Here is a 25,209-nt window from a genome sequence, read left to right as displayed (position 1 = left end):
CGGGACGCGCGGGCCGGCGGCTTCCGCGGTGCCGTGGGGGCGGCGGGGCCGGGCCTCGGGGCGTCTCAGGTGAGGAAGGTCTTGAGTTCGTGTACGAGCTTGTTGATGTGGCCGGAGACCACCGGGGTGCCGAGGGCCTTGAACCGCTCGCGGAACCAGGGGTTGACCTCCTGCCGTCCCGAGCTGGTCACCGAGCCGACGGGGATGAACCGCACGCCGGACCGGTGGACCGCCTCGATGCCCTCGAACAGCGGCTGTGAGCGGTCGAACTCGTAGAAGTCGGAGATCCACACCATGACGGTGTTCTTCGGCTCGGCGATCTTCGGTCTGGCCATGGCCATGGCCACGGGTCCGTCGTTGCCGCCGCCGAGATTGGTGCGGAGGAGCACGTCGAACGGGTCGTGCACCCAGGGCGTGAGGTCGATCGCCCGGGTGTCGTACGCGATGAGGTGGACGTCCACCTTCGGCAGGCCGGCGAAGATCGAGGCGAGGATGGTGCAGTTGACCATCGAGTCGACCATGGAGCCGGACTGGTCCACGACGACGATGAGCCGCTGGGGCGTGGTCCGGCGGACGGTGTGCCGGTAGTAGAGGCGGTCGACGTAGAGCCGCTCCTCCTCCGGGCTCCAGTTGGTGAGGTTCTTCCAGATGGTGCGGTCGAGGTCGAGGTTGCGGAAGACCCGCTTGGGCGGGACCGAGCGGTCGAGCTCCCCGACGGTCGCCTTCTCGACCTGGGTGCGGAGCACCTGGGCGACCTCGTCGACATAGCGCCGGATGAGGGACTTGGCGTTGGCGAGTGCGATGCCGGACAGATTGCCCTTGTCGCGGAGGAGTTGCTCGATCAGCGACATGCTGGGGGTGAGCCGGGCGGCGAGGGCGGGGTCGGCGAGCACCTCGCGCAGGTGCATGCGGCGGACGAGATCGGCCTCGACGGCGCCGAGTTCGGGCCCGAGACCGCCGCCGTCGAGGACCGCTCCGGCGCCCTGGCCGCCGCGCAGGCCGCCGGGCGGGCAGCCGAGCGACCGCTCCAGCCAGCCGGCGTCGGACTGCCAGCGGGCCAGCTGGCCCGCGGAGACCGTTCCCGATCCGGTGGAGAAGACGTTGAGCAGCAGTTTGGACGCGAGTGCCGCGCGCCGCACCTCGGCCGCCCGGTCGCGGGCGCCGTCCGGCTCGGGCTCCGGCTTCATCAACCCGTCGAACTCATCGGCCAGTTCCGGATGGCGCTGGACGACGGAGTCGACCGACGCGCCCGGGTCGAGCAGCGCCGACGGCAGGCCGATGTCCTCGACGACGGCGAGGCTCGCCGACTCCAGGGCGGCCTGCTCCTCGGGGTCGAAGAGCCGGGCGAGGAGTCGCCAGTAGAGAACCTGGCGGCGGTTGTCGTCGGGGTCGGGTCCGACCGCGGGTCGGGCGGGGTCGGCAGGAGGTCGGGCTGGGTCGGTCTGTGGTCGGGCGGGGTCGGCCTGGATTGCGGCGGCAGGGGTTGCCGGGGCCGTGTCGTCGGTCATTTGCGCAGCAGCTTTCCGGCTCGTTCGCGCAGGACGGCGACGGAGTCCGTGGCCGCCTTCTCGGCCCGGGCACCGACCTTGTCGGTGGTGCCGCCGGCCCACGCGCCCGCGTGGACGGCGACGGTCTTCTTGCGAACGGTCGTCTCGACGGCGATCGGCTGGAGGACGAACTCCCCCGCGTCCCATCGGAGCAGGCCCAGGCACGCGCCGGACGCGGCGACCGCCTCAGGGGTGAGCGGACCGGCGGCCGGGATGCGGTCGGTGTCGACGGCCAGCCGGTGCCCGGCGAACGTGAACGTCAGCTGTCCATCGTCCCCGTCACCGGCCTCGCCTTCCGCCGCGCGCTCGCCCTCAGCCGCACGCTCGCCCTCAGCCGCGTATCCCTCAAGGAAGACGGGGACGGCGATCCGTGCGGGGTGCCGGTCCAGCGGGGTGGTCACCGGGTCGGTGGCGGTGGACAGGATCACCCGGGCCGTGGCGAAGGGGTCCGCGGGCTCGCCCGTACGGGCCCGCTCGTCGTCCCAGACGAGGTCGCCCTCGGCGGTGACGGGCATGGCGTCGAGGTCCATGGCACGGCCCTCCCCCACGGCGGCGAGCAGCGACATGCGCGGCCGGAGCAGTTGCCACAGGCCCGCGCCGACGACGGTGTCCGGCTTGGGCGCGGACACCGCCGCCCGGACCAGGCGCGGTTCCGTGCCGTCGGCGGGTTCGAACACCGCGTGGACCTGGGCCTGTACGGCGGTCGCGTGCTCCTGTACGTCCACGCCGAGCGGCAGCAGTCGGCCGGTCGCGGTGGACGGGGCGGGCGTCCGGGTGGCACCCGGCAGGGTCAGGAGCATCGCGCGCGTCCACAGGTCGGCCCAGCGGCGCACCGGGACGCGGTCCAGGGTGGCCCCGGGGCAGGAGGCGGCGAGTTCGGCGGCGAAGCCGTCGAGCAGCGTGGCCTGTCGGCGCAGGCGCGGGTCCGGCAGCATCGCGGAGACCACGGGGGCGGCGCCGGCGACCAGTTCGTGGTCGATGCCCTGCCAGCCCGCGCGGGCGAGGTCGCACAGCCAGGCGCGGGCGGCGGCGAGCACGTTGGCTCCGGGCTCGTCCGCCGCGGTGTCCGGGGTGTTCCGCTCGGCGCGCGGCCGGCCGGTGATGTCCGCGACGCGGTCCGTCAGGGCGTCGTGCACGGAGCCCATGAGGGCGGTGCGGGCGGCGGCGAGCGCGACGAGGTGGTCCTCGCCGGCGGCGCCGGCCGCCGCCTTGTCGGCGGCCTCGGCGACCGTCACGGCCAGCGGAGTGCCGGCGACGGCGGTGGCGAGCGCCGCCAGGCCGGCGGCCTGGGCGGGCTGAGGGCGGAGCAGTCCGGAGACGAGCACCCGGTCGAAGGCGTCGACGGCGGTCAGTGCCTCGTCGAGCCCGTCGACGGGGTCGGAAAGGAGGTCCGTACGCATCAGGCGACCTTCCTCGTCGGCGGGAACCACTGCATCTCGGGCAGCGGCGCGGTGGTCGGCTCCAGTTCGAGATAGGCGAGGTGCCGGAGGAACCGGCTGAACACCGGCGCCGCGGCCGAGGTGTCGCCCTGCGCGGGGCGCGTGGCGGTCATCACCGCGACGAGCTTGTGGGCGTCGGGCTCGGTGTCCGACGTGTCGGCCTTCAGGTACCGGGCGACACGCTCGGCCCCGTACTGCAGGACGGCTTCGCCGACCAGCGCGCGGATGTGGTTGCAGTAGGTGCCGCGCGCGCCGCCGCAGGGGCGGTTGTTGTTGGTGCTGCACGCGAAGGCGTACGTCCCGGTCGCGATCGAGGACACGTACACGCGTCCCACGTCGGACCCGCTGGACACGACTCCTTGCAGCCGTCCGTCGGCAAGCTCGACGAACGGCACCTTGGCGAGTTTCCGCGGTCGTGCGGGCGGTACCACCCGCGCCGTACTCGACCTCTCCCAGACCGACAACGTACCTCTCCCATGCACGTCAAAGGGGATGTCCTCGCCGTTTCGGCGGAACGAGAACGAACCTATCCCCGCCCACTGACAACGGCTCAGAACACCGCCCCCGGACCGTGGAGAGGCCAGAACTGGCCGCCTTCCCGTGTCCCTGGTAGGGCTTCGCCAGGACGTCGGCGGCGCCCGGGATGCCGACCTCCAGGAGCGCGTCCTCCTCCACGGTCGTCGCCGCTCCCATCTCCTGCCTGAGGACCGCGCGTGACATGGCCTGCACCCACATGGCCCGGGGCCTGCGGCGGGCCTCCCACGCCTCCAGGGCGGCCGGCAGGGAGAGCGCCGCGTCCAGGGACTCGGCGAGGACGAGGGCGTCCTCCACGGCCATGGCGGCGCCTTGGGCGAGATGCGGGCGAGGGCGTTCCCCGCGGGGTCGGCGATCGTCAGGACGTCGCACTCGAACCCGGCCCCCAGCCGACGCCGAGCGCGTCCACGTGACGGGGATGCGAGGGGAAACGGGAGTCGGAGGCCGGGAGTGCGAGGACTCGGGCCGGTTCAACGCCTCCCGCGCCGATGCGCTGCCGTGAGGGCGTCGAGAAGACCGGGGAACGCCTCGTCCATGTCGGCACGGCGCAGGGTGTTCATCCGGGAGGTCCCGGCGTAGTGCTGTCGGATGAGCCCGGCCTCACGGAGCACCTTGAAGTGGTGGGTGGCCGTGGACTTGCTGACGGAGATGTCGAAGCCGCCACAGGCGATGTCCGCGTCCCCGGCGTCGAGCTGCGCGACGATGCTCCGCCGCACGGGGTCGACGAGCGCCTCCAGCACCTGCTGAAGGTCGAACTCCGAGACGTCGGGGTGGGGCGGCGTGCGTTCCATGGGCACCATAGTACGACGACCATCAAAGTTTGACCACGATCGTACTTTCATGCCACGGTGGCGGCGTCCCCACGACGTCCCCGCGACGTCTCCGGCGAACGAAGGACGTTGCCATGGCAAGGACTGTGCGGTTCCACGAGCTCGGCGGACCCGAGGTGTTACGGCTGGAGGACCTGGACCCCGGCGAGCCGGGCGCCGGGGAGGTACGCATCCGCGTGGACGCCATCGGCCTCAACAGGGCGGAGGCGCTGTTCCGGAGCGGCCGGTACATCGAGCAGCCGGCACGCCTGCCCTCCGGGCTCGGCAACGAGGCGGCCGGCGTGATCGAGACGATCGGCACCGGGGTGACCGGCCTCGAAGCGGGCCAGGCGGTCAGCGTCGTTCCGAGCTTCTCGCACAACGACTACGGCGTGTACGCCGAGCGGGCCGTCGTTCCGGCGAGCGCGATCCTGCCTCGCGAGGACGGCGTGGACGCGGTGACGGGCGCGGCGGTGTGGATGCCGTACCTCACGGCCTACGGAGCGATGGTCGAGGTGGGAGGGATGCGGGCGGGTGACGTGGCGGTGGTGACCGCGGCCTCCAGCAGCGTGGGCCTCGCCGCGATCCAGACCGCCGACCGCGTGGGCGCCGTGCCGGTCGCCGTGACCCGCACCCGGGCCAAGCGGCAGCGACTCCTGGAAGCGGGGGCGGCCGAGGTGATCGTCTCCGACGAGGAGGACGTGACGGAACGCCTGCGCGAGCTGACCGGCGGCCGGGGCGTCGAGTTCGCCTTCGACGCCGTCGCCGGACCGGGCGTGGTGGACCTGGCCCGCGCGATGGCCGCGGACGGGACGGTGTTCCTGTGGGGCGCGCAGAGCGGGCTGCCCACCCCCTATCCCGGGTTCGACCTGGGCATGCCCGCGCTGAACATGCGCACGTACACGATGCTGGAGATCACCAGGGACCCCGGGCGGATGCGCCGCGCCACGGCGTTCATCGCCTCGGGCCTGCGCACCGGGTCGCTGACTCCGGTGGTGGACCGCCTGTTCCCGCTGGAAGAGATCGCCGAGGCGCACCGGCACATGGAGTCCGGCACCCAGTTCGGCAAGATCGTGGTGACCGTGGGGCACTGACGGCCGCGCGTCGTTCGGCCGGGGAGGCCGGCTTCCCCTCAGGGTGGCGTGCACCGCGTCCGCCGGGGCCGTCACGACGGCCCCGGCGCCGCCCTGTACGGGACCACGCGCGGCGCATCGCCCACCGCGCCCTCCACTGCCACTCGCATGCGCGCCACGACGTCGTCGTGCGGCAGAGCCGGGGGCCCTCAGCGCGGACAGAAGCTCGCCACGAATCAGGGCAATCATCATCTAGAATGCGGGGCGGCTGTGAGGCGGTGACTCGTCGCCGGACGCTCCGGCCGCGGAGTGGCGGGCCGGCCGATGAGTGCAGCCTGAACAGGGCCTGGCCCTGGCGGGGACCCCGTGATGTTGATCACGAGGATCCGGGGAATCGCGTGACCATGGGCGGGCGTCTCAGTGGTACGGAAGACCCAGCCCCCCGTCCGCGAAGAGAAGACCCATGGAGAAGTGAGGTATGCCGGTGATCTGCGTCGGTGGCATGATCGGAATCGGCAAGACGAGCGTGGCAGAGTTGCTCGCCAAGGAGCTGGGGACCGCGGTCTTCTACGAGAGCGTCGACGACAACCCGATCCTTCCTCTCTTCTACTCGGCGAGCCCCGAAGAGATCCAGGCGAAGCGCTATCCCTTCCTCCTCCAGCTGTACTTCCTGCAGACGCGGTTCGCGTCGATCAAGGAGGCGTACAAGCAGGACGACAGCGTTCTCGACCGGTCCATCTACGAGGACTGGTACTTCGCCAAGGTCAACCACGACCTGGGCCGGATCAGCTCCCTCGAGATGCGGGTGTACGAGGGGCTGCTCGACGAGATGATGCGCGAGATCGACGGTCTGCCGTACCGCAAGGCGCCCGACCTCATGGTCTATCTCAAGGCGGACTTCCAGACGGTGCTGCACCGCATCGGACTGCGGGGGCGCGACTTCGAGCAGGACGAGAGCCTCGTCGAGTACTACCGGACGCTGTGGTCGGGGTACGACGACTGGGTGCACAAGCACTACTCGGCCAGCGACGTCCTCGTCGTCGACATGAACCACACGGACGTCGTGAACAACCCCGAGGACGCGGCCCGCGTGGCGCAGGAGGTCAAGGACGCCCTGGCGGCCGTCGCCGACCGCGCCTGAGCCCGCCGTCGCGCAGCAAGCTCACGTGGCCCATCCGCCTCGCGGCTGCCGCTTCGCGGACCTGCCACGGACGAGTGATCGACTCCCCCCACCACGACGACGGCGTCATGGCACCTCCGCTCGGCAGCCGGCCCCGGCCGATGGGGTCGGCTGTCACCTGTCGGCATCCGAAGCCTGCCCTGGAAGGCGGCCGCCTCCCTCGCACGTGGGGAGAGAGGCGGCCGAGGCAAGGGCGCGGGTCAGCGGTGGGTGAAGAGCGGGGCACGCTTGTCCACGAAGGCGGACATGCCCTCCTTCTGGTCGGCCGTGGCGAACACCGCTTGGAACAGGCGGCGTTCGAAGCGAACACCCTCGGCCAGGGTGGTTTCGAAGGCCCGGTTGACGGCCTCCTTGGCCATCATGGCGACCGGCTTCGACATCCCGGCGACGGTCTCCGCGACCGCGAGGGCCTCGGTGAGGAGGTCGTCGGCCGGGACGACACGGGAGACCAGACCTGCCCGTTCGGCCTCGACGGCGTCCATGGTGCGGCCCGTCAGGCACAGTTCCATCGCCTTGGCCTTGCCCACGGCCCGGGTGAGGCGCTGGGAGCCGCCGATGCCGGGGATCACGCCCAGCTTGATCTCGGGCTGACCGAAGACGGCCGTGTCCGAGGCGAGGAGGATGTCGCAGAGCATGGCCAGCTCGCAGCCGCCGCCCAGGGCGTAGCCGGAGACGGCAGCGACGGTCGGAGTACGGAGGTCACCCAGCCGGTCCCAGGCGGTGAACCAGTCGGTGAGGTACATGTCCATGTACCCCTGCGGCTGCATCTCCTTGATGTCCGCGCCGGCCGCGAAGGCCTTCGGGGATCCGGTGAGCACGATGCAGCCGATGTCCGGGTCCCGGTCGAGGGCCTCGGTGGCGGCCACGACCTCGTGCATGACCTGGAGGTCGAGGGCGTTGAGCGCTTTCGGCCGGTTGAGCGTGAGCAGCGCGGTGCGGTCGCCCGTACGCTCGACGGTGATCGTTTCGTAGCCGGTCCCGGTCATGCGGTGGTCGTTCCCTTCGGTGCTTCCGAGGCTGTGTCGCGCAGGACGTGGACGATGCCGGAGAAGTCCTGGGCCGCTCCGTCGCCCGCCGCGAAGGCGGCGTAGATCTCGGCGGCGCGCGGGCCGAGTCCGGCGTCGATGCCGGCGGTACGCAGGGCGTCGGCGGCGAGTCCCAGGTCCTTGGCCATGAGGGGCGCCGCGAACCCGGGGAGGTAGTCCCGGTTGGCCGGGCTCGTCGGAACGGGCCCGGGGACCGGGCAGTTGGCGGTGAGGGCCCAGCACTGGCCGGAGGCGGTGGAGGCGACGTCGTAGAGCGCCTGGTGTGACAGGCCGAGGCTCTCGCCGAGGACGAAGGCCTCGCTGACGGCGATCATGGAGATGCCGAGGATCATGTTGTTGCAGATCTTGGCGGCCTGGCCCGAGCCCGCGCCTCCGCAGTGCACGACCCTCTTGCCCATGACGGCCAACAGCGGCTCCGCCCGGGCGAACTCCGTCTCTTCGCCCCCGGCCATGAAGGTGAGGGTGGCGGCCTCCGCGCCCACGACCCCGCCGGAGACAGGGGCGTCCAAGGCCGGGTGTCCGGCAGCCAAGGCCGCTTCGTGGGCGGCACGCGCGTCGGCGACGTCGATGGTGGAACAGTCGATGAACAGCGTGCCGGGCTTCGCGGCCGCCAGGAGGCCCTCGTCGCGGTAGAGGGCGAGGACATGGTGTCCCGCGGGCAGCATGGTGATCACCACGTCCGCCTCGGCGGCGGCCGCGACGGCGGACTCCGCCGCCTCCACCCCGCTCGCGGATGCGGTGGTCAGCGCGTCGGGGACGAGGTCGAAGCCGAGGACCCGGTGGCCGGCGGCGGCCAGGTTGACGGCCATCGGGCCGCCCATGCGACCGAGGCCGATGAAGGCGATGACGGTGGTCACCAGGGCACCTCCTGGAACGAGTCGGTGACGGCGGGAAGCCTCAGCTCACGGTCGATGCCGAGCGGGGCGAAATACCGGGCCACGTCCTCACCCGTGACGTCGGCGAGGGCGGCGGGCGACCAGCGGGGATCACGGTCCTTGTCGATGACTTGGGCCCGGATGCCCTCGACGAGATCGGGTGAGTCCAGGGCCGCGCAGGAGACTCGGTACTCCTGTTCCAGAACCCGCTCCAACGGGCCGAGCCCACGGGCCCGGCGCACCGCGGTCAGGGTGACCTTGAGCGCGGTCGGGGACTTGGCGGCCAGGGTGGCGGCCGCCTCCTGGGCGGCCGCCACGCCGCTCGCGAGGAGTCGGTCCATGATCTGCTCGACCGTGTCAGCGGCGTAGCAGTGGTCGATCCACTCCCGCTGGGAGGCCAGTCGACCGGGCGGCGCCTGCCCTACGTGTGCCGCCAGGGCGTCGTGTACGGACGACTGCGCGAGCCCTGTCGTCAACCGGTCGAGCCGCTCGGCCGGTACGAAGTGGTCGGCGAGGCCGCAGAGCATGGCGTCGGCGGCGCCGACAGCCGTCCCGGTCAGGGCCAGGTGGGTGCCCAGCTCGCCGGGCGCCAGCGCGAGGAGGTAGGTGCCGCCGACGTCGGGGACGAAGCCGATTCCCGTCTCGGGCATGGCGACCCGGGAGCGCTCGGTGACGATCCGTACGGTGCCGTGGGCCGATACGCCGACGCCACCGCCCATCACGATGCCGTCCATGAGGGCGACGTACGGCTTGGGATAGCGGGCGATCAGGGCGTTGAGCCGGTACTCGTCCCGCCAGAAGTCGGCGGATTCCGTGCCGCCGCCCCGGGCGTCCTCGTAGATGGCGCGGATGTCGCCGCCCGCGCACAGCCCGCGCTCCCCCGCCCCGGAGATCACCACCGTCTCGACGGCGGGATCGTCCCGCCAGGCGATGAGCGCCTCCTCGATCCGCAGCACCATGCCGTGACTGAGCGCGTTCAGGGCCTCGGGGCGGTTGAGGATCAGTCGGCCCGTCCGGCCCTCGGTGCCGACGACGACCTCCTCGTTCCCGGTCATCGCAGGTGCTCCGTCAGGGCTCGGGCGACGATGACGTTCATGATCTCGTTGGTTCCTTCCAGGATGCGGTGGACCCGCAGGTCCCGGACGATCTTCTCGATGCCGTACTCGCTCAAGTAGCCGTATCCACCGTGGAGTTGCAGCGCCCGGTCGGCGACGGAGAACCCGGTGTCGGTGGCGAACCGCTTGGCCATGGCGCAGAGCTGCGCAGCCTGTGGGTCGCCGCGGTCGAGGGCCTCCGCGGCCTGCCGTACCAGCGCGCGGGCGGCGGTCAGCTCGGTGGCCATGTCGGCCAGCCGGAACTGGAGGGCCTGGGCGTCGAGCAGTCGGCTGCCGAAGGCCTCGCGGTCGGCGAGATGGGTGAGGCTGCGGTCGAGTGCGCTCTGGGCGCCGCCGAGGGAGCAGGCGGCGATGCCGAGGCGGCCGCCGTTGAGGCCGTGCATGGCGATGCGGAAACCCTCGCCCTCGGCGCCGAGCCGCCGGTCGGCGGGAATCCTCACTCCGTCGAGGACCACCTGGCGGGTGGGCTGGGCGTTCCAGCCCATCTTGCGTTCGTTCCCACCGAAGGAGACTCCCGGGTCGCCCCTCTCGACGACGAAGGCGGAGATCCCGCTCGGGCCGACCCCTCCGGTGCGGGCCAGCACGACGTACACGTCGGAGGCGCCGGCGCCGGAGATGAACTGCTTCACTCCGGTCAGCACGTAGTGTTCCCCGTCCCGCTCGGCGCGGGTGCGCAGGGCGGCGGCGTCCGAGCCCGCGCCCGGTTCGGTGAGGCAGTAGCTGCCCAGGGCTTCGGCGGAGCAGAGGCCGGGCAGCCATCGGGCGCGCTGGGCGTGGTCTCCGTACCGGTCGATCATCCAGGCGACCATGTTGTGGATGGAGAGGTAGCCGGCGATGGAGGGGCAGCCGGTCGCCAGGGTCTCGAAGACGAGGACGCCGTCGGCCCGGGTGAGTCCGGAGCCGCCGTGCTCCTCCCGTACGTAGACCCCGCCGAGTCCGAGTGAGGCGGCCCTGCGGATGACGTCGACGGGGAAGTGCTTGTCCTGGTCCCAGGTCACGGCGTGGGGGGCGAGCTGTTCCTGGGCGAAGTCCAGGGTGACTTCGGCGAGGGCGAGCTGGTCCTCGGTGAGGGTGGTCACGGCGCTCATCCCATCGTCGGGATGGTGAAGCTCGCGCCCTCCTTGACCCCGGAGGGCCAGCGCGAGGTGACGGTCTTGGTCCGGGTGTAGAAGCGGATGGCGTCGGGGCCGTGCTGGTTCAGGTCGCCGAAGCCGGAGCGCTTCCAGCCGCCGAAGCTGTGGTACGCCACGGGGACCGGGATGGGGACGTTGACGCCGACCATGCCGGTGTCGACACGGCGGGTGAAATCGCGGGCCGTGTCGCCGTCGCGGGTGAAGATCGCCACCCCGTTGCCGTAGGGGTGCTCGCTGGGCAGCCGCAGGGCCTCCTCGTAGTCGGCGGCGCGTACGACGCCCAGCACCGGGCCGAAGATCTCCTCCTGGTAGATCCGCATCGAGGGGGTGACCCGGTCGAAGAGCGAGGCGCCCGCGAAGAAGCCGTTCTCATGGCCGGGGAGGCTGAACCCCCGTCCGTCCACGACGAGTTCCGCGCCTTCGTCGACACCGATACCGACGTAGCGGTTGACGCGGTCCAGGGCGTCTCGGCTGACGAGCGGCCCGAAGTCGGCGTCCGGGTCGTCGGAGGTGCCGATGCGCAGGCCCGCGATGCGGTCCTTCAGCTTCGCGACCAGTGCGTCGGCGGTCTCCTCGCCCACGGGTACGGCGACGGAGATCGCCATGCAGCGCTCGCCGGCAGACCCGTAGCCGGCGCCGATCAGCGCGTCGGCGGCCTGGTCGAGGTCGGCGTCCGGCATCACGATCATGTGGTTCTTGGCACCGCCGAAGCACTGCGCGCGCTTGCCGTGCGCGGCGGCGGTGGCGTAGATGTGCGCGGCGATCGGCGTGGAGCCGACGAAGCCGATGGCCTGGACGCGGGGGTCTTCGAGGAGGGTGTCGACGGCTTCCTCGCCGCCGTTGACGACGTTGAACACGCCGGGCGGGAGTCCGGCCTCCAGGAAGAGCTCGGCGAGCCTCAGGGGTACGGAGGGATCGCGCTCGGACGGCTTGAGGATGAACGCGTTCCCGCAGGCCAGGGCGAGTGCGGCCTTCCACAGCGGGATCATCGCCGGGAAGTTGAAGGGAGTGATCCCGGCGACGACGCCCAGCGGGCTGCGGAGCGAGTGCACGTCGATGCCGGTGCCGGCGTTGTCGGTGAACTCGCCCTTGAGGAGGTGCGGGATTCCCGCAGCGAACTCGACCACTTCCAGGCCGCGTTGCAGGTCGCCGTGGGCGTCGGCGACGGTCTTGCCGTGTTCCGCGGAGAGCAGTCGCGCGATGGACTCCCTTTCGCTTTCGACGAGTTGGAGGAAGCGCAGCAGCACGCGGGCGCGCCGTTGCGGATTCCACCGGCCCCACTCCCGCTGGGCCTCCTCGGCGTCGGCGATCGCCGCCTCGGTGTCGGCGCGCCCGGCCAGGGGCACTCTGGCCTGTGCCGCGCCGGTGTTGGGGTCGTACACGTCGGCGAAGAGACCGGACGTGCCGGTGGTGTGCTTTCCGCCGATGAAATGGGTGAGTTCGCGGACCATCGAAGCCTGCTCTCGTCAGGTGAGGATCCGAGGAAGGCGCGGCAAGGGGGCGCGGCACGACACCGATCGGGGTGCGCTTCGCGGGTCCGGCCGCGGGACAGGGGAAGGCCGGTCGCCTTCGTCGAGTCACGAACGCGGGGACAGGGCCTCGTCGTTCGGGTACTCCGCCGGATCACCTGGGCCGTGGTCACGTACCGGTGCCATGCGTGTCTGCTCCATCCTCGTGGACAACACGGAACACCCCACGGCCGGTATCCTGACTCCCGGATCAGCGCGCGCTCTCCGGCCTTCCCGACGGATGGTTGCCGTCAGTGGCCTCAACTGCTGGAAAGCACACTCCCCGGTCACAGTGGCGGGACCGCGCCGGATTCACACCGGCTTCCCTGCACCGCGGGCTTGTCACGAACATATAGTTGGACGTCCTAGTAAGTCCACCCCCCACTCCGGCAGGGCGGGCTGAAGGCGATCGCGCACCGGTACGGTCGGCTGCCATGACGGACGACATGCAGGACGACATGCAGGACGACATGACGATCGACTGGCGGGCGGATCGCATCGGAAGCGCGCTTCGGAGTGAGAACCCCACGGTTCTCAGGCGTCTCCACGCCGGATTCGCGGTCATCGGGGACGTCCAGTTCCTCCCCGGGTACTCCGTGCTTCTGACGGACGATCCGGCTGTTCAGCGGCTTTCGGAGCTTTCGAAGGCCCGGCGTCTCCGCTTCCTCTCCGACATGGACCACCTCGGCGAAGCCGTCGAGCGCGCATGCCGGCGCCTCGACCCCGCGTTCCGGCGCGTGAACCTGGAGATCCTCGGCAACACCGACGGTTTCCTGCACGCCCACGTCTGGCCCCGGTACGAGTGGGAGTCTGCCGATCTCGTGGGGATGCCGGTGTGGCTGTACCCGAGGGAGCGGTGGAGCGACGAGCGGTACGCGCTCGGCCCGCGGCACGACACTCTGCGCGCGGCGATCGGCGACGCACTCGACGGCCTCTCGGACTGAGATCCCCACCGGCTGAGGACGTGGGCTTTCGAGGTCTCACGCCCGGTCGTCGGCCACCCTGTACGGGACGAAGGTGCTGGTGTTCTCGTCGACGGCGAGCGGGCGGCCCAGCGGCGGGACCGCGCGCTGAGGACAGTCGAGGCGCTCGCAGAGCCGGCAGCCCATCCCGATCGGGGTGGCCGCCCCGGTGTTGTCGAGGTCGATGCCGTCCGAGTAGACGAGCCGGGACGCGTGGCGGATCTCGCAGCCGAGGCCGATGGCGAAGGTCTTGCCGGGCTCGCCCCAGCCGCCCCGGTGCCGGGTGACGGCGCGGGCCGTCCACAGGAAGCGCTGTCCGTCGGGCATGGCGGCGACCTGGACGTGGATCCGGCCGGGCGCGGCGAAGGCCTCGTACACGTTCCACAGCGGGCAGGTGCCGCCCGCGCGGGAGAAGTGGAATCCGGTCGCGGACTGCCGCTTGGACATGTTCCCCGCCCGGTCGACGCGGACGAAGGAGAAGGGGACCCCGCGCAGCCTGGGGCGCTGGAGGGTGCTCAGCCGGTGGCAGACCGTCTCGTAGCCGAGGCCGAAGTGGTCGATGAGCCGCTCGATGTCGTAGCGGAACGTCTCGGCAGCCGTGTGGAAGGCACGGTACGGGAGGATCAGCGCGGCCGCGAAGTAGTTGGCGATGCCGATCCGGGCCAAGCCGTGCGGGGTGGAGCCGACCGGGAAGTCCTCGGCGGCGAGCCGGTCGAGCTCGTCCCCGTACTCAAGGAGCGCCAGCTGCGTGGCCATCCGAAAGGCCTGCTGGCCGGGCCGCAGCCGTGCGGAGAGGTGGAGGACCCGCATGGATTCCTCGTAGTGGTGCAGCCGCTCGGACCCGGCCGCCGCGTCCCCGACAACCCGTACACCGTGCCGGTCCGCCAGCCTGCCGGAGAGGGCGCGGACGACCTCTCCGGGCCGGATCCCGATGCCGTGGGCCAGTTCCTCGGCGGCGAGGTCGGTGTCGTGGAGGTAGTTCTGGCGACGGTAGAAGAACTCGCGGATCTCCTCGTGCGGGGAGAGGGCGCCGCCGCGGTCGCCGTCCCGGCCGTCCGTCACCCCGGCCAGGCCCTCCGCGAGCCGCTGCCCACGGCGACCGAGGTCGAGGAGGACCTGGGCCACGGCCGGCATCCGGGCAGCCAGCTCGGCGAGATCGGAGGCGGAGACGCGGGCCTCGGCGACCTCGCCGGCCAGCGCCTCGCGCAGGTCCGCGACCAGCCGGCTGGTGTCGCGCTCCGAGAAGAAACCCGGATCGACGCCGAAGGCCTCGGTGAGCCGCAACAGGACGGGAACGGTCAGCGGGCGTGAGTCGTGCTCCATCTGGTTCAGGTAGCTGGGCGAGATGGCCAGGACCCGAGCCAGCTCGGCCTGGCTCATCCGCCGCTCCTCGCGCAGCCGCCGAAGCCGCGCACCCGCATACGTCTTGCTCACCCGACCCCCTCGACTCCCGCCCCACACTACGCCGGAATCCGTGTGGGACGGCCTTCGCAAACTTGGCAGATCCGCGCGAGAAGATGCGCAGAAGTTGGCAATCGTCCACGGTTGATGGCACCGAGTGTCATTGGGAGAGTCGTCCTGCGGCCCGCCGGTCCAGGCGGCGCAGGCGGTACCACCGGGCGCGATTCATGCCCTGATGTCGGTGATCCCGGCGGGTACAGGTCGGCGGTCAGGCGCGATTGCTCAGCTCGTTCCACAAGGGACGGCGGGCCGCACCCCAAACGACGGCACACAGTGCCAAGCCTTTGCACCTTTGACGTGCACGGCCCGCTCGAACGACTCATGGAGACGGTGACGGTCATGGCAGACACGAACACGACGGCAGCGGCGACGGCCGGGGCGAAGCTGGCCGCAGCCTGGGCGACGGACCCCCGCTGGGCCGGGATCGAGCGGACGTACACCGCGGAGGACGTGGTCCGGCTCTCCGGCAGCGTCCGCGAGGAGCACACCCTGGCCCGGCGCGGTGCCGAACGGCTCTGGCGGCAGCTCCACGAGCGGGACTACGTCCACGCGCTCGGCGCGCTCACCGGCGGCCAGGCCGTCCAGCAGGTGCGGGCCGGCCTCCAGGCGATCTACCTGTCGGGCTGGCAGGTCGCCGCCGATGCCAACCAGGCCGGACACACGTACCCCGACCAGAGCCTCTATCCGGTCAACTCCGTTCCCCAGGTGGTCCGTCGGATCAACAACGCCCTGCTGCGGGCCGACCAGATCGCCACCGCCGAGGGCGGCTCGACCGCTTCGGCCGACGAGGGCATCGACTGGCTGGCGCCGATCGTGGCCGACGCCGAGGCCGGATTCGGCGGTCCGCTCAACGCCTTCGAGCTGACCAAGGCGATGATCGCGGCGGGTGCGGCCGGTATCCACTACGAGGACCAGCTGGCCTCGGAGAAGAAGTGCGGTCATCTCGGCGGCAAGGTCCTCGTCCCGACCGCCCAGCACATCCGGACCCTCAACGCGGCCCGGCTCGCGGCGGACATCGCCGACACCCCGACCCTGGTCATCGCCCGTACCGACGCCCTCGCCGCGAACCTGCTGACCAGCGACGTCGACGAGCGCGACGCGCGGTTCGTGACCGGCGAGCGCACGGCCGAGGGCTTCTACCGCGTCCAGAACGGCATGGCGCCCGTCATCGCCCGCGGCCTCGCCTACGCCCCGTACGCCGATCTCATCTGGGTCGAGACCGGCACCCCGGACCTGGCGCAGGCCCGCGACTTCGCCGAGGCGATCCACGCCCAGCACCCGGACCAGATGCTCGCGTACAACTGCTCGCCGTCCTTCAACTGGAAGGCCTCGCTCGACGACGACCAGATCGCCAAGTTCCAGCGGGAGTTGGGCGCGATGGGCTACCGCTTCCAGTTCATCACCCTGGCGGGCTTCCACTCCCTCAACCACGGCATGTTCGAGCTCGCCCGCGGCTACGCGGACCACGGCATGACGGCGTATGTCGACCTCCAGGAGCGGGAGTTCGCCGCGCAGGCGCAGGGCTTCACCGCTGTGAAGCACCAGCGCGAGGTCGGCACCGGCTACTTCGACCTGGTCTCCACAGCCGTCAACCCGGCCTCCTCGACGACCGCGCTCGCCGGCTCCACCGAGGAAGAGCAGTTCCACTAGCCCGCCCTCCGGCGCTCGACCGGCCCGCGCCTCCGGATGAACGGGGGCGAGCGACCGTCCCCGCCCGCCCCCGTTCCCGCTCGCAGTTCAGGAGAGTCCGATGACCACCAGCGCCCTGACCCGTCACGTCCGCGTCCTTGCCGCCCCAGGCGACCGACACGACGAGATCCTCACCCCCGCCGCCCTCGACTTCGTCGGCAGGCTCGCCGCCGCCTTCGGCGAACGCCGCCAGTGGCTCCTGAAGGAACGCCGGCGGCAGGCCATCCGGCTCGCCACCGGTTCACCACTCGACTTCCCGGTCGCCACCTCGGCGGTCCGTGCCGACCGCACCTGGCGGGTCGCCCCGCCCGCCCCCGGCCTGACCGACCGCCGCGTCGAGATCACCGGGCCGCCCGAGCGCCGCATGGCGGTGAACGCGCTCAACTCCGGTGCGCGCGTGTGGATGGCGGACTTCGAGGATGCCACCGCGCCCACCTGGGACAACGTCATCGAGGGTCAGCTCGTCCTCCTCGACGCCATCGAGCGGCGGATCGACTTCACCGCCGACAGCGGCAAGGAGTACCGCCTCGGCGAGAATCCCGCCACGATCATGGTCCGGCCACGCGGCTGGCACCTCGACGAGGAACACCTGGAGTTCGCCGGCCGCCCGGTCCCCGCCTCCCTCGTCGACTTCGGCCTGTACTTCTTCCACTGCGCCCAGCGCCAGATCGACGCCGGCCACGGCCCGTACTTCTACCTCCCGAAGCTGGAGAACCACTACGAGGCCGGGCTGTGGAACGACGTGTTCGTCCTCGCCCAGGAGCTCCTCGGCATCCCTCGGGGCACCGTGCGTGCCACCGTCCTCATCGAGACGGTCACCGCCGCCTTCCAGATGGAGGAGATCCTCCACGAGCTGCGCGAGCACAGCGCCGGGCTCAACGCCGGTCGCTGGGACTACCTGTTCAGCCTCATCAAGACCTTCGGCCACCGCACCGACTTCCTGCTCCCCGCCCGGGCCGAGGTCACCATGACCGCGCCCTTCATGCGGGCGTACACCGAACTCCTCGTCCGCACCTGCCACCGGCGCGGCGCCCACGCCATCGGCGGCATGGCCGCCCAGGTTCCGGGCAAGGACCCCGCCACGCGCGAAGCCGCCCTCGCCAGGGTCCGGCTCGACAAGGAACGGGAGGCCGAGGACGGCTTCGACGGTTCCTGGGTCGCGCACCCGGGGCTCGTCCCGGTCTGCCAGGAGGTCTTCGACGGGGTGCTCGGCGACCGTCCCCACCAGCTCGACCGCGGCCGCGAGGACGTCCAGGTGACGGCCACGGATCTGCTGTCCGTGCGCCGGATCAGTGGCCCGCCGACGGAGGAAGGCGTGCGGACCAACGTCTCGGTGGCCCTGCGCTACTTCGACGCCTGGCTGCGGGGGCGGGGAGCCGTCGCCCTCGACGGCCTGATGGAGGACGCCGCCACGGCCGAGATCGCCCGCGTCCAGGTCTGGCAGTGGCTGCGCCATCGGGTGATCGACCGGGAGTCCGTGCTCCTGGTGCTCGACGAGGAGCTGGCCCGGCTCGGCGCGGAATACCCGTGGGCCGCGCTCGATGAGGTCCGCGAGCTGTTCGAGCGGACCGCGCTCGCGGCCGAGCTGCCGCTCTTCTTCACCCCGGAGGCGTACAGCCGCCACCTCGTCCGCACCACGACCACGGAGCCGCAGGCATGAGCCCCGCCGACATCCGCCGCGTCGGAGTCGTCGGGGGTGGCCGGATGGGCGCCGGCATCGCCGAGGTCTGCGCACGGGCGGAACTCGACACCCTGCTCTGCGAAGCGACCCGCCCGGCGGCGGCGAAGGCCCGAGAACGGATCGCCGTCTCCCTCGAACGCGCCGTGCAGCGCGGCAAGCTCGACCGCACCTCCGCCGAGGCCGCCCTCGACCGGATCACCGTCACCGCGGACCTCGCCGACCTCGCCGACCGGCAGCTCGTCGTCGAAGCCGTCACCGAGGACCCCGACGCCAAGACGGGGGTGTTCGCTGCCCTCGACAAGATCGTCGACGATCCGGCGGCGATCCTGGCCACGAACACCTCCTCCCTACCCGTGATGCGCCTGGGAATGGCCACCGGCCGCGCCGACCGAGTCATCGGACTGCACTTCTTCAACCCCGTGCCCGTACTGCCGCTTGTCGAGGTCGTCACCACCCTGCACACCTCCCCCGAGGTGACGGCGGACGTGACGGACTTCGCCACCCGGACCCTGGGCAAGACCGTCATCCACTCCCGCGACCGGGCCGGCTTCGTGGTCAACGCCCTCCTCGTCCCCTACCTGCTGTCGGCGATCCGCATGACCGAGTCCGGCTTCGCCACCGCGACAGACGTCGACCGCGGCATGGAACTGGGCTGCGCCCACCCGATGGGGCCGCTGAAGCTCGCCGACCTGATCGGCCTCGACACGGTCGCGTCGATCGCCGAGTCCCTCTACGACGAGTTCAAGGAACCCCTCTACGCGCCACCGCCGGTGCTTCTGCGGATGGTGGAAGCGGGACTGCTCGGCCGCAAAACGGGGCGCGGGTTTCACACATACCGCCGGGAGGAGAGACCCGGTAGCTCGGGCTGAGGGCCCTGGGCGGCGTGGAAGGCAGCGGGTGAGGGTCCGGTGCCGTGCGCCTGCAGGAGGGCGGGAAGCGTGGAGGCTTCCCGCCCTCCTGCATGCGGGCGGTCGGCTCCACGAGGAGAGTCAGGCGAGGCAGAACTCGTTGCCCTCGATGTCCTGCATCGTGATGCACGACTCGTTGACGCCATCGGCGCGCTGCGTCAGCACGTGTTTCGCGCCGAGCGCCATCAGCCGTGCGCATTCGGCCTCGAGTGTGGCCAGGCGCTCCTCACCCACGAGCCCGGCGCCGGCCCGCACATCGAGATGCACCCGGTTCTTGACGACCTTGCCTTCGGGAACTCGCTGGAAGAGCAAGCGCGAGCCCACACCCGAGGGATCAGTGCACGCGAAGTAGATCTCATCCTCGGGCGGCAGCGAGCGGTGGTACTCCTCCCACGTGGCAAAGCCCTCCGGGACCGTCGGTACGACGTACCCCAGCACCTCGCACCAGAAGGCGGCGAGGCGCGCAGGCTCCGCGCAGTCGAAGGTCACTTGGAACTGTTTGATCGTTGACATCGGCGCACGATAACAGGGGCCCTGCTCATCGCCCCAGGTCGGGAGGTCCGCACGTTGTGGGATGTTCCGCACATGGGGCGGGGTGAAGGCGACTTCGCGCCCTGGTGGCCGGCTCAGCCACCTACCGCCGGCACACAGACGCTTCGGTGCAGTACCCGTACCGCCCTCCGCCCTCCGCCCTCCGCCCTCACGACTACCTGCAGCAGACCGACCATCCGCGAGCCAGGACATAGCCGCGGATCGCTACCTCACCCAGAACACCCTCCCTGCCTATGCCGAACTGCCGGCGCTCCACGGCAGACTGGACATGACTCGACGAGATCACCACCGCTTGCTCCGACGCAGCCGCCCCGGCGCCAGCTCGCGCCCGAGGGACTGCCCCGGACGAGAACGGCACATCTGCACCCGGTCAGGCCTCCTCCTCCGTGGCGAGCAGGCGCGTGACGGGCGCCCCGATCAGGGCCGGGGCCTGCGCGGGACTCGCCCACACGCGCGTGCGCAGGAAGTCCAGGAAGCCCTCGGCTCGCTCGGCGGTGGCGAAGGACAGGTCGACCATGACGTAGGCGGGGTCGTCGACGGGGCGGCTCACCCGGTGCCGGAGGACTCCGGCGTCCCGGCGGGCGTCGGCGAAACGGTCGAACGCCTGCTTCCACACGGTGTAGTCGGTGATCGGGTGCTCGATGTGCAGGGTGATCACGGCTCCTCCCTCCAGAGGCACGTGGTTTCTCGGGGGAACGGTTCCAGCGTGGGTGACGGTGCCCGGTCGCGTACATCCCAGATTTCTGGGGTTTCGGCCCGTACGCTCCGCCCATGGCTCTGCCCGCCTCCCACGCCCGCTCCCGCGAACGCGTCCTGCGGATCTGCGCGACCGGCGGGGACGCGCACGCTCTCCGGGTCAGCCTGCTCCGGGAGTTCCGGGGGCTGCTGGACGTCGAGGCGTTCGCGTTCCTGCTGACCGACCCGGTGACCTCGGTGGGGTGCTCTCCGGTGGCCCGGGTCCCCTTCCTGCCGGAGCTGCCCCGGTTGATCCGGCTCAAGTATCTGACCTCCGCCGACCGCTGGACCTCCCTGACGGGTGCCGCGGCGCTGAGCGGTCTGCCGGAGGGCGACAGGGGGCCGCTGTGGACGGAGCTGCTTCGCCCGGCCGGGGTGCGGGACGTGGCGTCGGCGGTCTTCCGCGACCGCTTCGGATGCTGGGGGTTCCTCGATCTGTGGCGGTACGGAGCCGAGTTCGGCGCCGCGGACCTGGCCTATCTGGACGCGGTCGGCGCAGCGGTCACCGAGGCCCTCCGGCGCGCGCAGGCCGCGGCCTTCCCCGCCCGCCCGCCGGGTGCCGGACGTCCGGGCCCGCTGGTTCTGCTGCTCTCCCCCGACCTGCGGGTGCGCGGCCAGACGCCCGAGGCTCCCACCTATCTGGCGGGTCTGATCCCACCGGAGGGAGGACAGGCACCGATTCCGGCGGCCGCGTACAACGTGGCCGCGCAGCTCCTGGCCGGCGAGGCGGGGATCGACCCGAACCCGCCCCGCGCGCGCGTACACCTCGCCGATGGTCTGTGGCTGACGCTGCGCGCGGCCCGGATCGACGACGCCCCGGGCTCCGAAGTGCAACAGTCCGAGCGGGAGATCGCCGTGACGATCGAGGAGACCACACCCGCCGACCGCCTGGACGTGTTCTGCCGGACCCACGGGCTGACGGCGCGCGAGACGGAACTCCTCGGCCTCCTCGCGGAGGGCGCCGACACCGGCGCGGCGGCGCATGCGATGTCCCTGTCCGCCCACACGGTCCAGGACCACCTCAAGTCGGTCTTCGCGAAGACGGGCACACACCACCGCCGTGAGCTCCTGGCGCGGGCACTGGGGTCCTGAGCCCGGCCCGGCGCCTGTCGAACTCAGCGCGGAGCCACGTAGAGGCTCTGGGCGCTCCGGCCGATCGGCCCCTTCTCGTCGTGGAGCTGTGTGTCAGCGAGCCCGGAACCGGACGAGTCCACGCTCGTACGGGCGTCGAGGCAGACCCACTCACCGACCGGGTCGCGGTGAACATGCACCGTCAGATCCGCGTTGACGAAGAGGTAGCTCGACGGGTCGAGAGCGTTGCTGACGCCGTTCCCGGAGTCGGCGGCCACCAGGACCCGGTCCATCGGCTGCGGCTCGTCACCCAAGACGAGGGGAATGCGCATCCGTAGCCAACACGTGCCGGGACCACGCTCGGTGAAGGAGCCGGCGGTGAAGGCGTACTCCATCGACGTGTGATAGCCGATCTCCCACGGCACGGGGAAGAAGAGGCCCGACACGCCGTCGCCCGGCGGCGGTACCAGAGGGCCCTGCGACACCGAGGGGCCGGAGTCAGCCGCAGTCCTGATGCGCAACGCCCGGGCCAGCATGACCGGTTCCCCGCCCTCGGGCGCCAGCTCAGCCTCGACGAGTTCGACGCTGCGGCCCGAGCGCAGGACGGTGGTGGTCACCTGGAGCGGGCGGATCGGAACGGGGCGCAGGATCTCGTAGGTGATCCGCGCGATACGCATGTCGACACGTGCTCCGGGCCGATCCGCGACCGCCCGCGCGAGCAGCGCCGCCGGCGGACCCGCGTGCTGGGAGTCCGGGTTCCAGGGCCCCCTGGTGCCTTCGGTCGGTGCGAATCGGTTCGCGGTCAGCCGTTCGTAGAACGCCTCGGGATGGGACATGACCAGTTCCTTCCTGTGCGGGCATGTGCGGGCAGGTACAGGCAGGGCACCGCCCGCCATCGAGGGCTCTGGGGGCCCGTATCGGATACGGATTCGTTTCCGATACGCGTTCGTATGCTGTGTCGCGCCCTGAGAACTGTCAAGGGTGGGTGATCACCGGCCTTGGCGCTCCCGGTCGCACCCATGCTGCCTGCTCGGGACTTTCGAGGCGCGGCGAATTCCCATGGCGTGTACCGCACATCGGCCACACCACACGAGTCGTCACCGCCCCCGCTGCCGCAGGGGGTACGGCACGTCGACCACGGCGGACCTCACGCTGGAATGGCCGGACTTCCTGACCGGGGACCCGCGCGGCGCGGAAACCGGCTGGAGCCCCGACCACCCGCTCACCGAGAACCACGTGGTCCTCGGCGAGGACTGCTGACCGGGCCACGGCAACTGACGCGCGGGACTGGCGGGGCCGCACCATTGGGGACCACCGGACCGTCCCCCGCAACCTGCGGCTCGATGAGATTCCAGTCGTCAACACACGGTCTCGACGAGCAGGCTGCTGTCAAGCGGCCGCCGGATGAATCTGTCCCGCCCGCCATGCATGAGTGAGCCGGAAGGGGGACGATGGATGGAGGGGCAGGGCAGTATCGGGGTGGTGGTTCCTATGCCGGTGGTCTTCGTGCATGGGGTGGGCAACCACGACGAGGAGAAGGCCAGGAACGCTCTACGGTTCCGGCTCAAGATGTTCAGCAAGTTTCTGTTGCCCGTGATCAATACCGTCCCCCGTGAGGACGCCGTGCTCCTCCCGTGGTGGGGCAAGGAGGGTGCTCTGCCGCGGTGGGGGCATGCCTGCCGTCCGGGCCTCACCGAATCACTGGGCGGGGTGGACGACGCCCACTTGGTTCAGCTGCTGGCCGCTGCCGAGCCGCCGCAGAGCGGTCGCACGAACGACGTCATCCTGGACACCGCACGTGACAGTCTTGCGGACGCCGTGGACCTCTTGTACAGCGCTCTCGACGTCGACTCCTGCTCTGACGACGAGCTGGAGGAATTGGCCACGCTGGCCGTCCCGCTGGCAGCCTACTGCGAGCGCTACCGCCAGTTTGACCCGGCTCAACGCTTCTGGGACGACGTGGGTGATGACTCCAGCCTGGTCGAGGCCTTCGTAGGTGCCGGCCGAGAGCCGGGACCCAGCGGGGAGACGCTCGGCGGCGGTGGAGCGCTCAGCCGGGCCGGCAAGTGGTTCGAGGGCACTGCCCGGCAGCTACAGATCGCCCTGGTCGGGACCCCGACCCGGCTGTCCGCCGGCGGGCTGCGACGGCTGACCGACGACCGGATGCAGGAGTTCCTGGGGGACGTCTTCAAGTATCTCGCCATGCGGGGCACCCCCGAGAACCCCGGCAGGATCGTCGAGATCGTGCTCGACGACCTTCGGACGGCGGTCGACGGTGCCCCGGACGGGGAGCCGCTGGTTGTGGTGGCGCACAGCATGGGCGGTGACATCGTCTACGACATCGCGAGCCACTTCGATCCGAAGCTGGTGATCGACGTGCTGGTGACGGTGGGCTCGCAGGTCGGTCTTTTCGCCGAGTGCTCAGCCTTCCACGGAGTGCCGACCGACCTGCCCGCTCCCGACCGTCGGAAAGTTCCCGCGCGGGCCAACATCCGGACCTGGATCAACGTGGTCGACCGCAGCGACATCCTCTGCTACTCCGTGAAACCGGTCTTCGAGGGAGCTGAGGACTACATGTACGAATCCGGAGCGCTCTGGGCGCACGCTGCCTACTTCAAGCAGCCGAACTTCTACTCCCGGCTGGCGAAGCGCGTTCAGGCGGCAGTGACATGACCGTGTACAGGTTCGACGACGGCCCCGGCTCCCGGGTTCATGCCCTGGTGGTCGGGGTCGGGGTGTATCCGTACTGCGGCAGGACGGTGCCCTGGGGGGCACCGCCGAAGTCTCTGCTCCGCTCCCTGAAGGAGTTGACCTGTGCGCCGCTCTCCGCGATGCATGTGGCGCGCTGGCTGATCGGGGCCGACTGGTCCAAGAGCGACGTGAAGCTCGGCACGGTGGACGTCCTTCTGTCGCCCGAACGTGCGATGCCCTGGCCGACGGACCCAGCGCTGCCGCAGCCGGAGCGCGCCGTCTACGACAATGTCCGCTCCGCCTGGAAGCGTTGGGTGGCCAATTGTGACCGAGACAAGGACAACATCGCTCTGCTGTACTTCTGTGGACACGGCTGGGGCGGCAGCGCACAGAAGTACCTGCTGGTCGAGGATCTCGCTGAGGATCTCGACCACTGGAAGGACCGTCTGATCGACTTCACGAAGACACGGAGGTCGATGCGGGCCTGCAGGGCGCTGACTCAGTGCTTCTTCCTCGACACCTGCTCGGATCAGCCCGCCGATCTTGGCGACTGGGATATCTACGGGCCCGATCTGATCGCCGACAACCCGAAAAGGTCCAGGCTGTCTCTGGAGAGCCCGGACACTCGAGTGCACAACCCGGTCTTCACACCGACACCTCCTGGTTTTGCGAGCCATGTGGAGCCCTATGAGGTCACCCCATTCGCTGCTGCCCTGGTGAGAACCCTTAACGGGCTCGGGGCCACCGAGGAGGGTCGGGGCCGTCCATGGGAAATCCGAAACACCAAACTGCCCGGTAGCTTCCGCGAGGTGCTTCGCTGGTACTGGCCCGCCCTCTCCGCCGGGGACGATCTCTCCGTCGAAATACCGGACAGCTCGCGCGCCACGGTTCTACGGCGCCTCCCGGACGCTCCCATCGTGCCCTTCCGGCTCGACTGCCCTCCCGCATCGCCCCTGGCCAGTGCAGACTGGGAACTGCACTGCCGCTTGACGGACGCGACACACCCCCGCGAGCCGGGGCAGTCCGACAAGTGGGACTCGGAGACGAAAGCCTCCTCGTACGACCTCACAGTACGATTCAGTGATGGAGAGCGTGAGCCGCTGACTCTACCTGGAATGAGCATTATCCCGCCGAATTACGAAGACAAGCTCGAGATCGATCGCCTTATTCCCGCAAACGAAGGGCCGGTGAGTTGAACAG

Annotated in this window: 23 protein-coding genes, 1 pseudogene and 1 riboswitch; of the genes and pseudogenes, 10 read left to right on the top strand and 14 right to left on the bottom strand. The window is 70.7% G+C overall.

From position 1 onward, the window contains the following. Positions 1–65 precede the first annotated feature (65 nt). The 5 genes and pseudogenes from OG259_RS39645 to OG259_RS39625 form a co-directional block, all read right to left on the bottom strand. Positions 66–1,508, bottom strand: coding sequence for a VWA domain-containing protein (locus OG259_RS39645; protein WP_328946680.1), 1,443 nt, complete (start codon positions 1,506–1,508; stop codon positions 66–68). Further along, positions 1,505–2,947 (bottom strand): hypothetical protein, encoded by a 1,443-nt coding sequence (locus OG259_RS39640; RefSeq protein WP_328946679.1) that lies wholly within the window; start codon positions 2,945–2,947, stop codon positions 1,505–1,507. Before OG259_RS39640 ends, OG259_RS39645 begins: the two co-directional genes overlap by 4 nt. Further along, on the bottom strand, positions 2,947–3,450 hold the full coding sequence (locus OG259_RS39635; protein ID WP_328946678.1) for a hypothetical protein: 504 nt from the start codon (positions 3,448–3,450) through the stop codon (positions 2,947–2,949). The genes OG259_RS39640 and OG259_RS39635 overlap by 1 nt, the downstream gene beginning before the upstream one ends. Positions 3,451–3,595: 145 nt before the next feature. Continuing rightward, positions 3,596–3,847 (bottom strand): annotated as a pseudogene (locus OG259_RS39630) (FAD-dependent monooxygenase); the annotation flags it as partial. Between the two features lie 143 nt (positions 3,848–3,990). After that, positions 3,991–4,311 carry an ArsR/SmtB family transcription factor gene (locus tag OG259_RS39625; protein ID WP_266901305.1) on the bottom strand — a complete coding sequence of 107 codons (321 nt, stop codon included), beginning with the start codon at positions 4,309–4,311 and terminating at the stop codon, positions 3,991–3,993. A 113-nt stretch (positions 4,312–4,424) separates the two neighbouring features. On the opposite strand from OG259_RS39625, the gene OG259_RS39620 reads away from it, so the two are divergent. Both OG259_RS39620 and OG259_RS39615 read left to right on the top strand, forming a co-directional pair. Further along, positions 4,425–5,423 carry a zinc-dependent alcohol dehydrogenase family protein gene (locus OG259_RS39620; RefSeq protein ID WP_328946677.1) on the top strand — a complete coding sequence of 333 codons (999 nt, stop codon included), beginning with the start codon at positions 4,425–4,427 and terminating at the stop codon, positions 5,421–5,423. Between the two features lie 457 nt (positions 5,424–5,880). After that, positions 5,881–6,543 carry a deoxynucleoside kinase gene (locus tag OG259_RS39615; RefSeq protein WP_328946676.1) on the top strand — a complete coding sequence of 221 codons (663 nt, stop codon included), beginning with the start codon at positions 5,881–5,883 and terminating at the stop codon, positions 6,541–6,543. A 239-nt stretch (positions 6,544–6,782) separates the two neighbouring features. On the opposite strand, the gene OG259_RS39610 is transcribed toward OG259_RS39615, so the two are convergent. From OG259_RS39610 to OG259_RS39590, 5 genes are read right to left on the bottom strand one after another with little or no spacing between them, the layout of a single operon-like run. Then, entirely contained in the window at positions 6,783–7,568 is a 786-nt protein-coding gene (locus tag OG259_RS39610; protein WP_328946675.1) for an enoyl-CoA hydratase, read from the bottom strand. Further along, on the bottom strand, positions 7,565–8,485 hold the full coding sequence (gene mmsB, locus OG259_RS39605; RefSeq protein WP_328946674.1) for a 3-hydroxyisobutyrate dehydrogenase: 921 nt from the start codon (positions 8,483–8,485) through the stop codon (positions 7,565–7,567). Before mmsB ends, OG259_RS39610 begins: the two co-directional genes overlap by 4 nt. After that, positions 8,482–9,558, bottom strand: coding sequence for an enoyl-CoA hydratase/isomerase family protein (locus OG259_RS39600; protein WP_328946673.1), 1,077 nt, complete (start codon positions 9,556–9,558; stop codon positions 8,482–8,484). The genes mmsB and OG259_RS39600 overlap by 4 nt, the downstream gene beginning before the upstream one ends. Then, positions 9,555–10,706 carry an acyl-CoA dehydrogenase family protein gene (locus OG259_RS39595; protein ID WP_328946672.1) on the bottom strand — a complete coding sequence of 384 codons (1,152 nt, stop codon included), beginning with the start codon at positions 10,704–10,706 and terminating at the stop codon, positions 9,555–9,557. The genes OG259_RS39600 and OG259_RS39595 overlap by 4 nt, the downstream gene beginning before the upstream one ends. Continuing rightward, positions 10,703–12,202, bottom strand: coding sequence for a CoA-acylating methylmalonate-semialdehyde dehydrogenase (locus OG259_RS39590; protein ID WP_328946671.1), 1,500 nt, complete (start codon positions 12,200–12,202; stop codon positions 10,703–10,705). The genes OG259_RS39595 and OG259_RS39590 overlap by 4 nt, the downstream gene beginning before the upstream one ends. Positions 12,203–12,431: 229 nt before the next feature. Then, positions 12,432–12,610, bottom strand: a riboswitch (cobalamin riboswitch). 119 nt (positions 12,611–12,729) lie between these two features. On the opposite strand from OG259_RS39590, the gene OG259_RS39585 reads away from it, so the two are divergent. Further along, the gene (locus OG259_RS39585; RefSeq protein WP_328947318.1) at positions 12,730–13,203 is read left to right on the top strand and encodes a diadenosine tetraphosphate hydrolase; all 474 of its coding nucleotides are present in this window, start codon (positions 12,730–12,732) and stop codon (positions 13,201–13,203) included. Positions 13,204–13,239: 36 nt separating this feature from the next. On the opposite strand, the gene OG259_RS39580 is transcribed toward OG259_RS39585, so the two are convergent. Further along, positions 13,240–14,655 (bottom strand): short-chain fatty acyl-CoA regulator family protein, encoded by a 1,416-nt coding sequence (locus tag OG259_RS39580; protein WP_328946670.1) that lies wholly within the window; start codon positions 14,653–14,655, stop codon positions 13,240–13,242. Between the two features lie 366 nt (positions 14,656–15,021). Here OG259_RS39580 and aceA point away from each other — a divergent pair, with 366 nt between their 5' ends. From aceA to OG259_RS39565, 3 genes are all read left to right on the top strand, one after another. After that, a complete protein-coding gene (aceA, locus tag OG259_RS39575) occupies positions 15,022–16,332 on the top strand; it encodes an isocitrate lyase (protein ID WP_328946669.1) in 1,311 nt (436 codons plus the stop codon). 100 nt (positions 16,333–16,432) lie between these two features. Beyond that, positions 16,433–18,031, top strand: coding sequence for a malate synthase A (aceB, locus tag OG259_RS39570; protein ID WP_328946668.1), 1,599 nt, complete (start codon positions 16,433–16,435; stop codon positions 18,029–18,031). Beyond that, positions 18,028–18,921, top strand: coding sequence for a 3-hydroxybutyryl-CoA dehydrogenase (locus tag OG259_RS39565; RefSeq protein ID WP_328946667.1), 894 nt, complete (start codon positions 18,028–18,030; stop codon positions 18,919–18,921). Before aceB ends, OG259_RS39565 begins: the two co-directional genes overlap by 4 nt. 120 nt (positions 18,922–19,041) lie before the next feature. Here OG259_RS39565 and OG259_RS39560 read toward each other — a convergent pair whose 3' ends face one another. Next, positions 19,042–19,473, bottom strand: a complete 432-nt coding sequence (locus OG259_RS39560) for a VOC family protein (protein ID WP_055645611.1) — start codon at positions 19,471–19,473, stop codon at positions 19,042–19,044. Between the two features lie 409 nt (positions 19,474–19,882). Further along, positions 19,883–20,170, bottom strand: coding sequence for a hypothetical protein (locus OG259_RS39555; RefSeq protein ID WP_328946666.1), 288 nt, complete (start codon positions 20,168–20,170; stop codon positions 19,883–19,885). 113 nt (positions 20,171–20,283) lie between these two features. Here OG259_RS39555 and OG259_RS39550 point away from each other — a divergent pair, with 113 nt between their 5' ends. Continuing rightward, positions 20,284–21,339 (top strand): helix-turn-helix transcriptional regulator, encoded by a 1,056-nt coding sequence (locus tag OG259_RS39550; protein ID WP_328946665.1) that lies wholly within the window; start codon positions 20,284–20,286, stop codon positions 21,337–21,339. 23 nt (positions 21,340–21,362) lie between these two features. Here OG259_RS39550 and OG259_RS39545 read toward each other — a convergent pair whose 3' ends face one another. Next, positions 21,363–22,154 carry a thioesterase family protein gene (locus OG259_RS39545; RefSeq protein WP_328946664.1) on the bottom strand — a complete coding sequence of 264 codons (792 nt, stop codon included), beginning with the start codon at positions 22,152–22,154 and terminating at the stop codon, positions 21,363–21,365. Positions 22,155–22,377: 223 nt separating this feature from the next. On the opposite strand from OG259_RS39545, the gene OG259_RS39540 reads away from it, so the two are divergent. The 3 genes from OG259_RS39540 to OG259_RS39530 all read left to right on the top strand — a co-directional run bounded on the left by OG259_RS39540 (position 22,378) and on the right by OG259_RS39530 (position 25,205). Next, positions 22,378–22,578 carry a hypothetical protein gene (locus OG259_RS39540; RefSeq protein ID WP_328946663.1) on the top strand — a complete coding sequence of 67 codons (201 nt, stop codon included), beginning with the start codon at positions 22,378–22,380 and terminating at the stop codon, positions 22,576–22,578. Between the two features lie 195 nt (positions 22,579–22,773). Then, positions 22,774–23,991 (top strand): hypothetical protein, encoded by a 1,218-nt coding sequence (locus tag OG259_RS39535; protein ID WP_328946662.1) that lies wholly within the window; start codon positions 22,774–22,776, stop codon positions 23,989–23,991. After that, entirely contained in the window at positions 23,988–25,205 is a 1,218-nt protein-coding gene (locus OG259_RS39530; protein WP_328946661.1) for a hypothetical protein, read from the top strand. The genes OG259_RS39535 and OG259_RS39530 overlap by 4 nt, the downstream gene beginning before the upstream one ends. Positions 25,206–25,209 lie beyond the last annotated feature (4 nt).

The organism is Streptomyces sp. NBC_00250 (genome assembly GCF_036192275.1).
Taxonomy (GTDB): Bacteria; Actinomycetota; Actinomycetes; order Streptomycetales; family Streptomycetaceae; genus Streptomyces.
Note: the sequence above shows the minus strand (reverse complement) of the source record. Positions and strands in the feature narration are given on the sequence as shown.

Coding starts and splice junctions, on each gene's coding strand:
- OG259_RS39530 (WP_328946661.1), top strand. CDS start 23,988: ATGACCGTGTACAGGTTCGACGACGGCCCCGGCTCCCGGGTTCATGCC.
- OG259_RS39540 (WP_328946663.1), top strand. CDS start 22,378: ATGGCGTGTACCGCACATCGGCCACACCACACGAGTCGTCACCGCCCC.
- aceB (WP_328946668.1), top strand. CDS start 16,433: ATGACCACCAGCGCCCTGACCCGTCACGTCCGCGTCCTTGCCGCCCCA.
- OG259_RS39640 (WP_328946679.1), bottom strand. CDS start 2,947: ATGCGTACGGACCTCCTTTCCGACCCCGTCGACGGGCTCGACGAGGCA.
- OG259_RS39610 (WP_328946675.1), bottom strand. CDS start 7,568: ATGACCGGGACCGGCTACGAAACGATCACCGTCGAGCGTACGGGCGAC.
- OG259_RS39545 (WP_328946664.1), bottom strand. CDS start 22,154: ATGTCCCATCCCGAGGCGTTCTACGAACGGCTGACCGCGAACCGATTC.
- OG259_RS39585 (WP_328947318.1), top strand. CDS start 12,730: ATGACGATCGACTGGCGGGCGGATCGCATCGGAAGCGCGCTTCGGAGT.
- OG259_RS39535 (WP_328946662.1), top strand. CDS start 22,774: ATGGAGGGGCAGGGCAGTATCGGGGTGGTGGTTCCTATGCCGGTGGTC.
- aceA (WP_328946669.1), top strand. CDS start 15,022: ATGGCAGACACGAACACGACGGCAGCGGCGACGGCCGGGGCGAAGCTG.
- OG259_RS39615 (WP_328946676.1), top strand. CDS start 5,881: ATGCCGGTGATCTGCGTCGGTGGCATGATCGGAATCGGCAAGACGAGC.
- OG259_RS39625 (WP_266901305.1), bottom strand. CDS start 4,311: ATGGAACGCACGCCGCCCCACCCCGACGTCTCGGAGTTCGACCTTCAG.
- OG259_RS39565 (WP_328946667.1), top strand. CDS start 18,028: ATGAGCCCCGCCGACATCCGCCGCGTCGGAGTCGTCGGGGGTGGCCGG.
- OG259_RS39600 (WP_328946673.1), bottom strand. CDS start 9,558: ATGACCGGGAACGAGGAGGTCGTCGTCGGCACCGAGGGCCGGACGGGC.
- OG259_RS39550 (WP_328946665.1), top strand. CDS start 20,284: ATGGCTCTGCCCGCCTCCCACGCCCGCTCCCGCGAACGCGTCCTGCGG.
- OG259_RS39560 (WP_055645611.1), bottom strand. CDS start 19,473: ATGTCAACGATCAAACAGTTCCAAGTGACCTTCGACTGCGCGGAGCCT.
- OG259_RS39595 (WP_328946672.1), bottom strand. CDS start 10,706: ATGAGCGCCGTGACCACCCTCACCGAGGACCAGCTCGCCCTCGCCGAA.
- OG259_RS39590 (WP_328946671.1), bottom strand. CDS start 12,202: ATGGTCCGCGAACTCACCCATTTCATCGGCGGAAAGCACACCACCGGC.
- OG259_RS39645 (WP_328946680.1), bottom strand. CDS start 1,508: ATGACCGACGACACGGCCCCGGCAACCCCTGCCGCCGCAATCCAGGCC.
- OG259_RS39620 (WP_328946677.1), top strand. CDS start 4,425: ATGGCAAGGACTGTGCGGTTCCACGAGCTCGGCGGACCCGAGGTGTTA.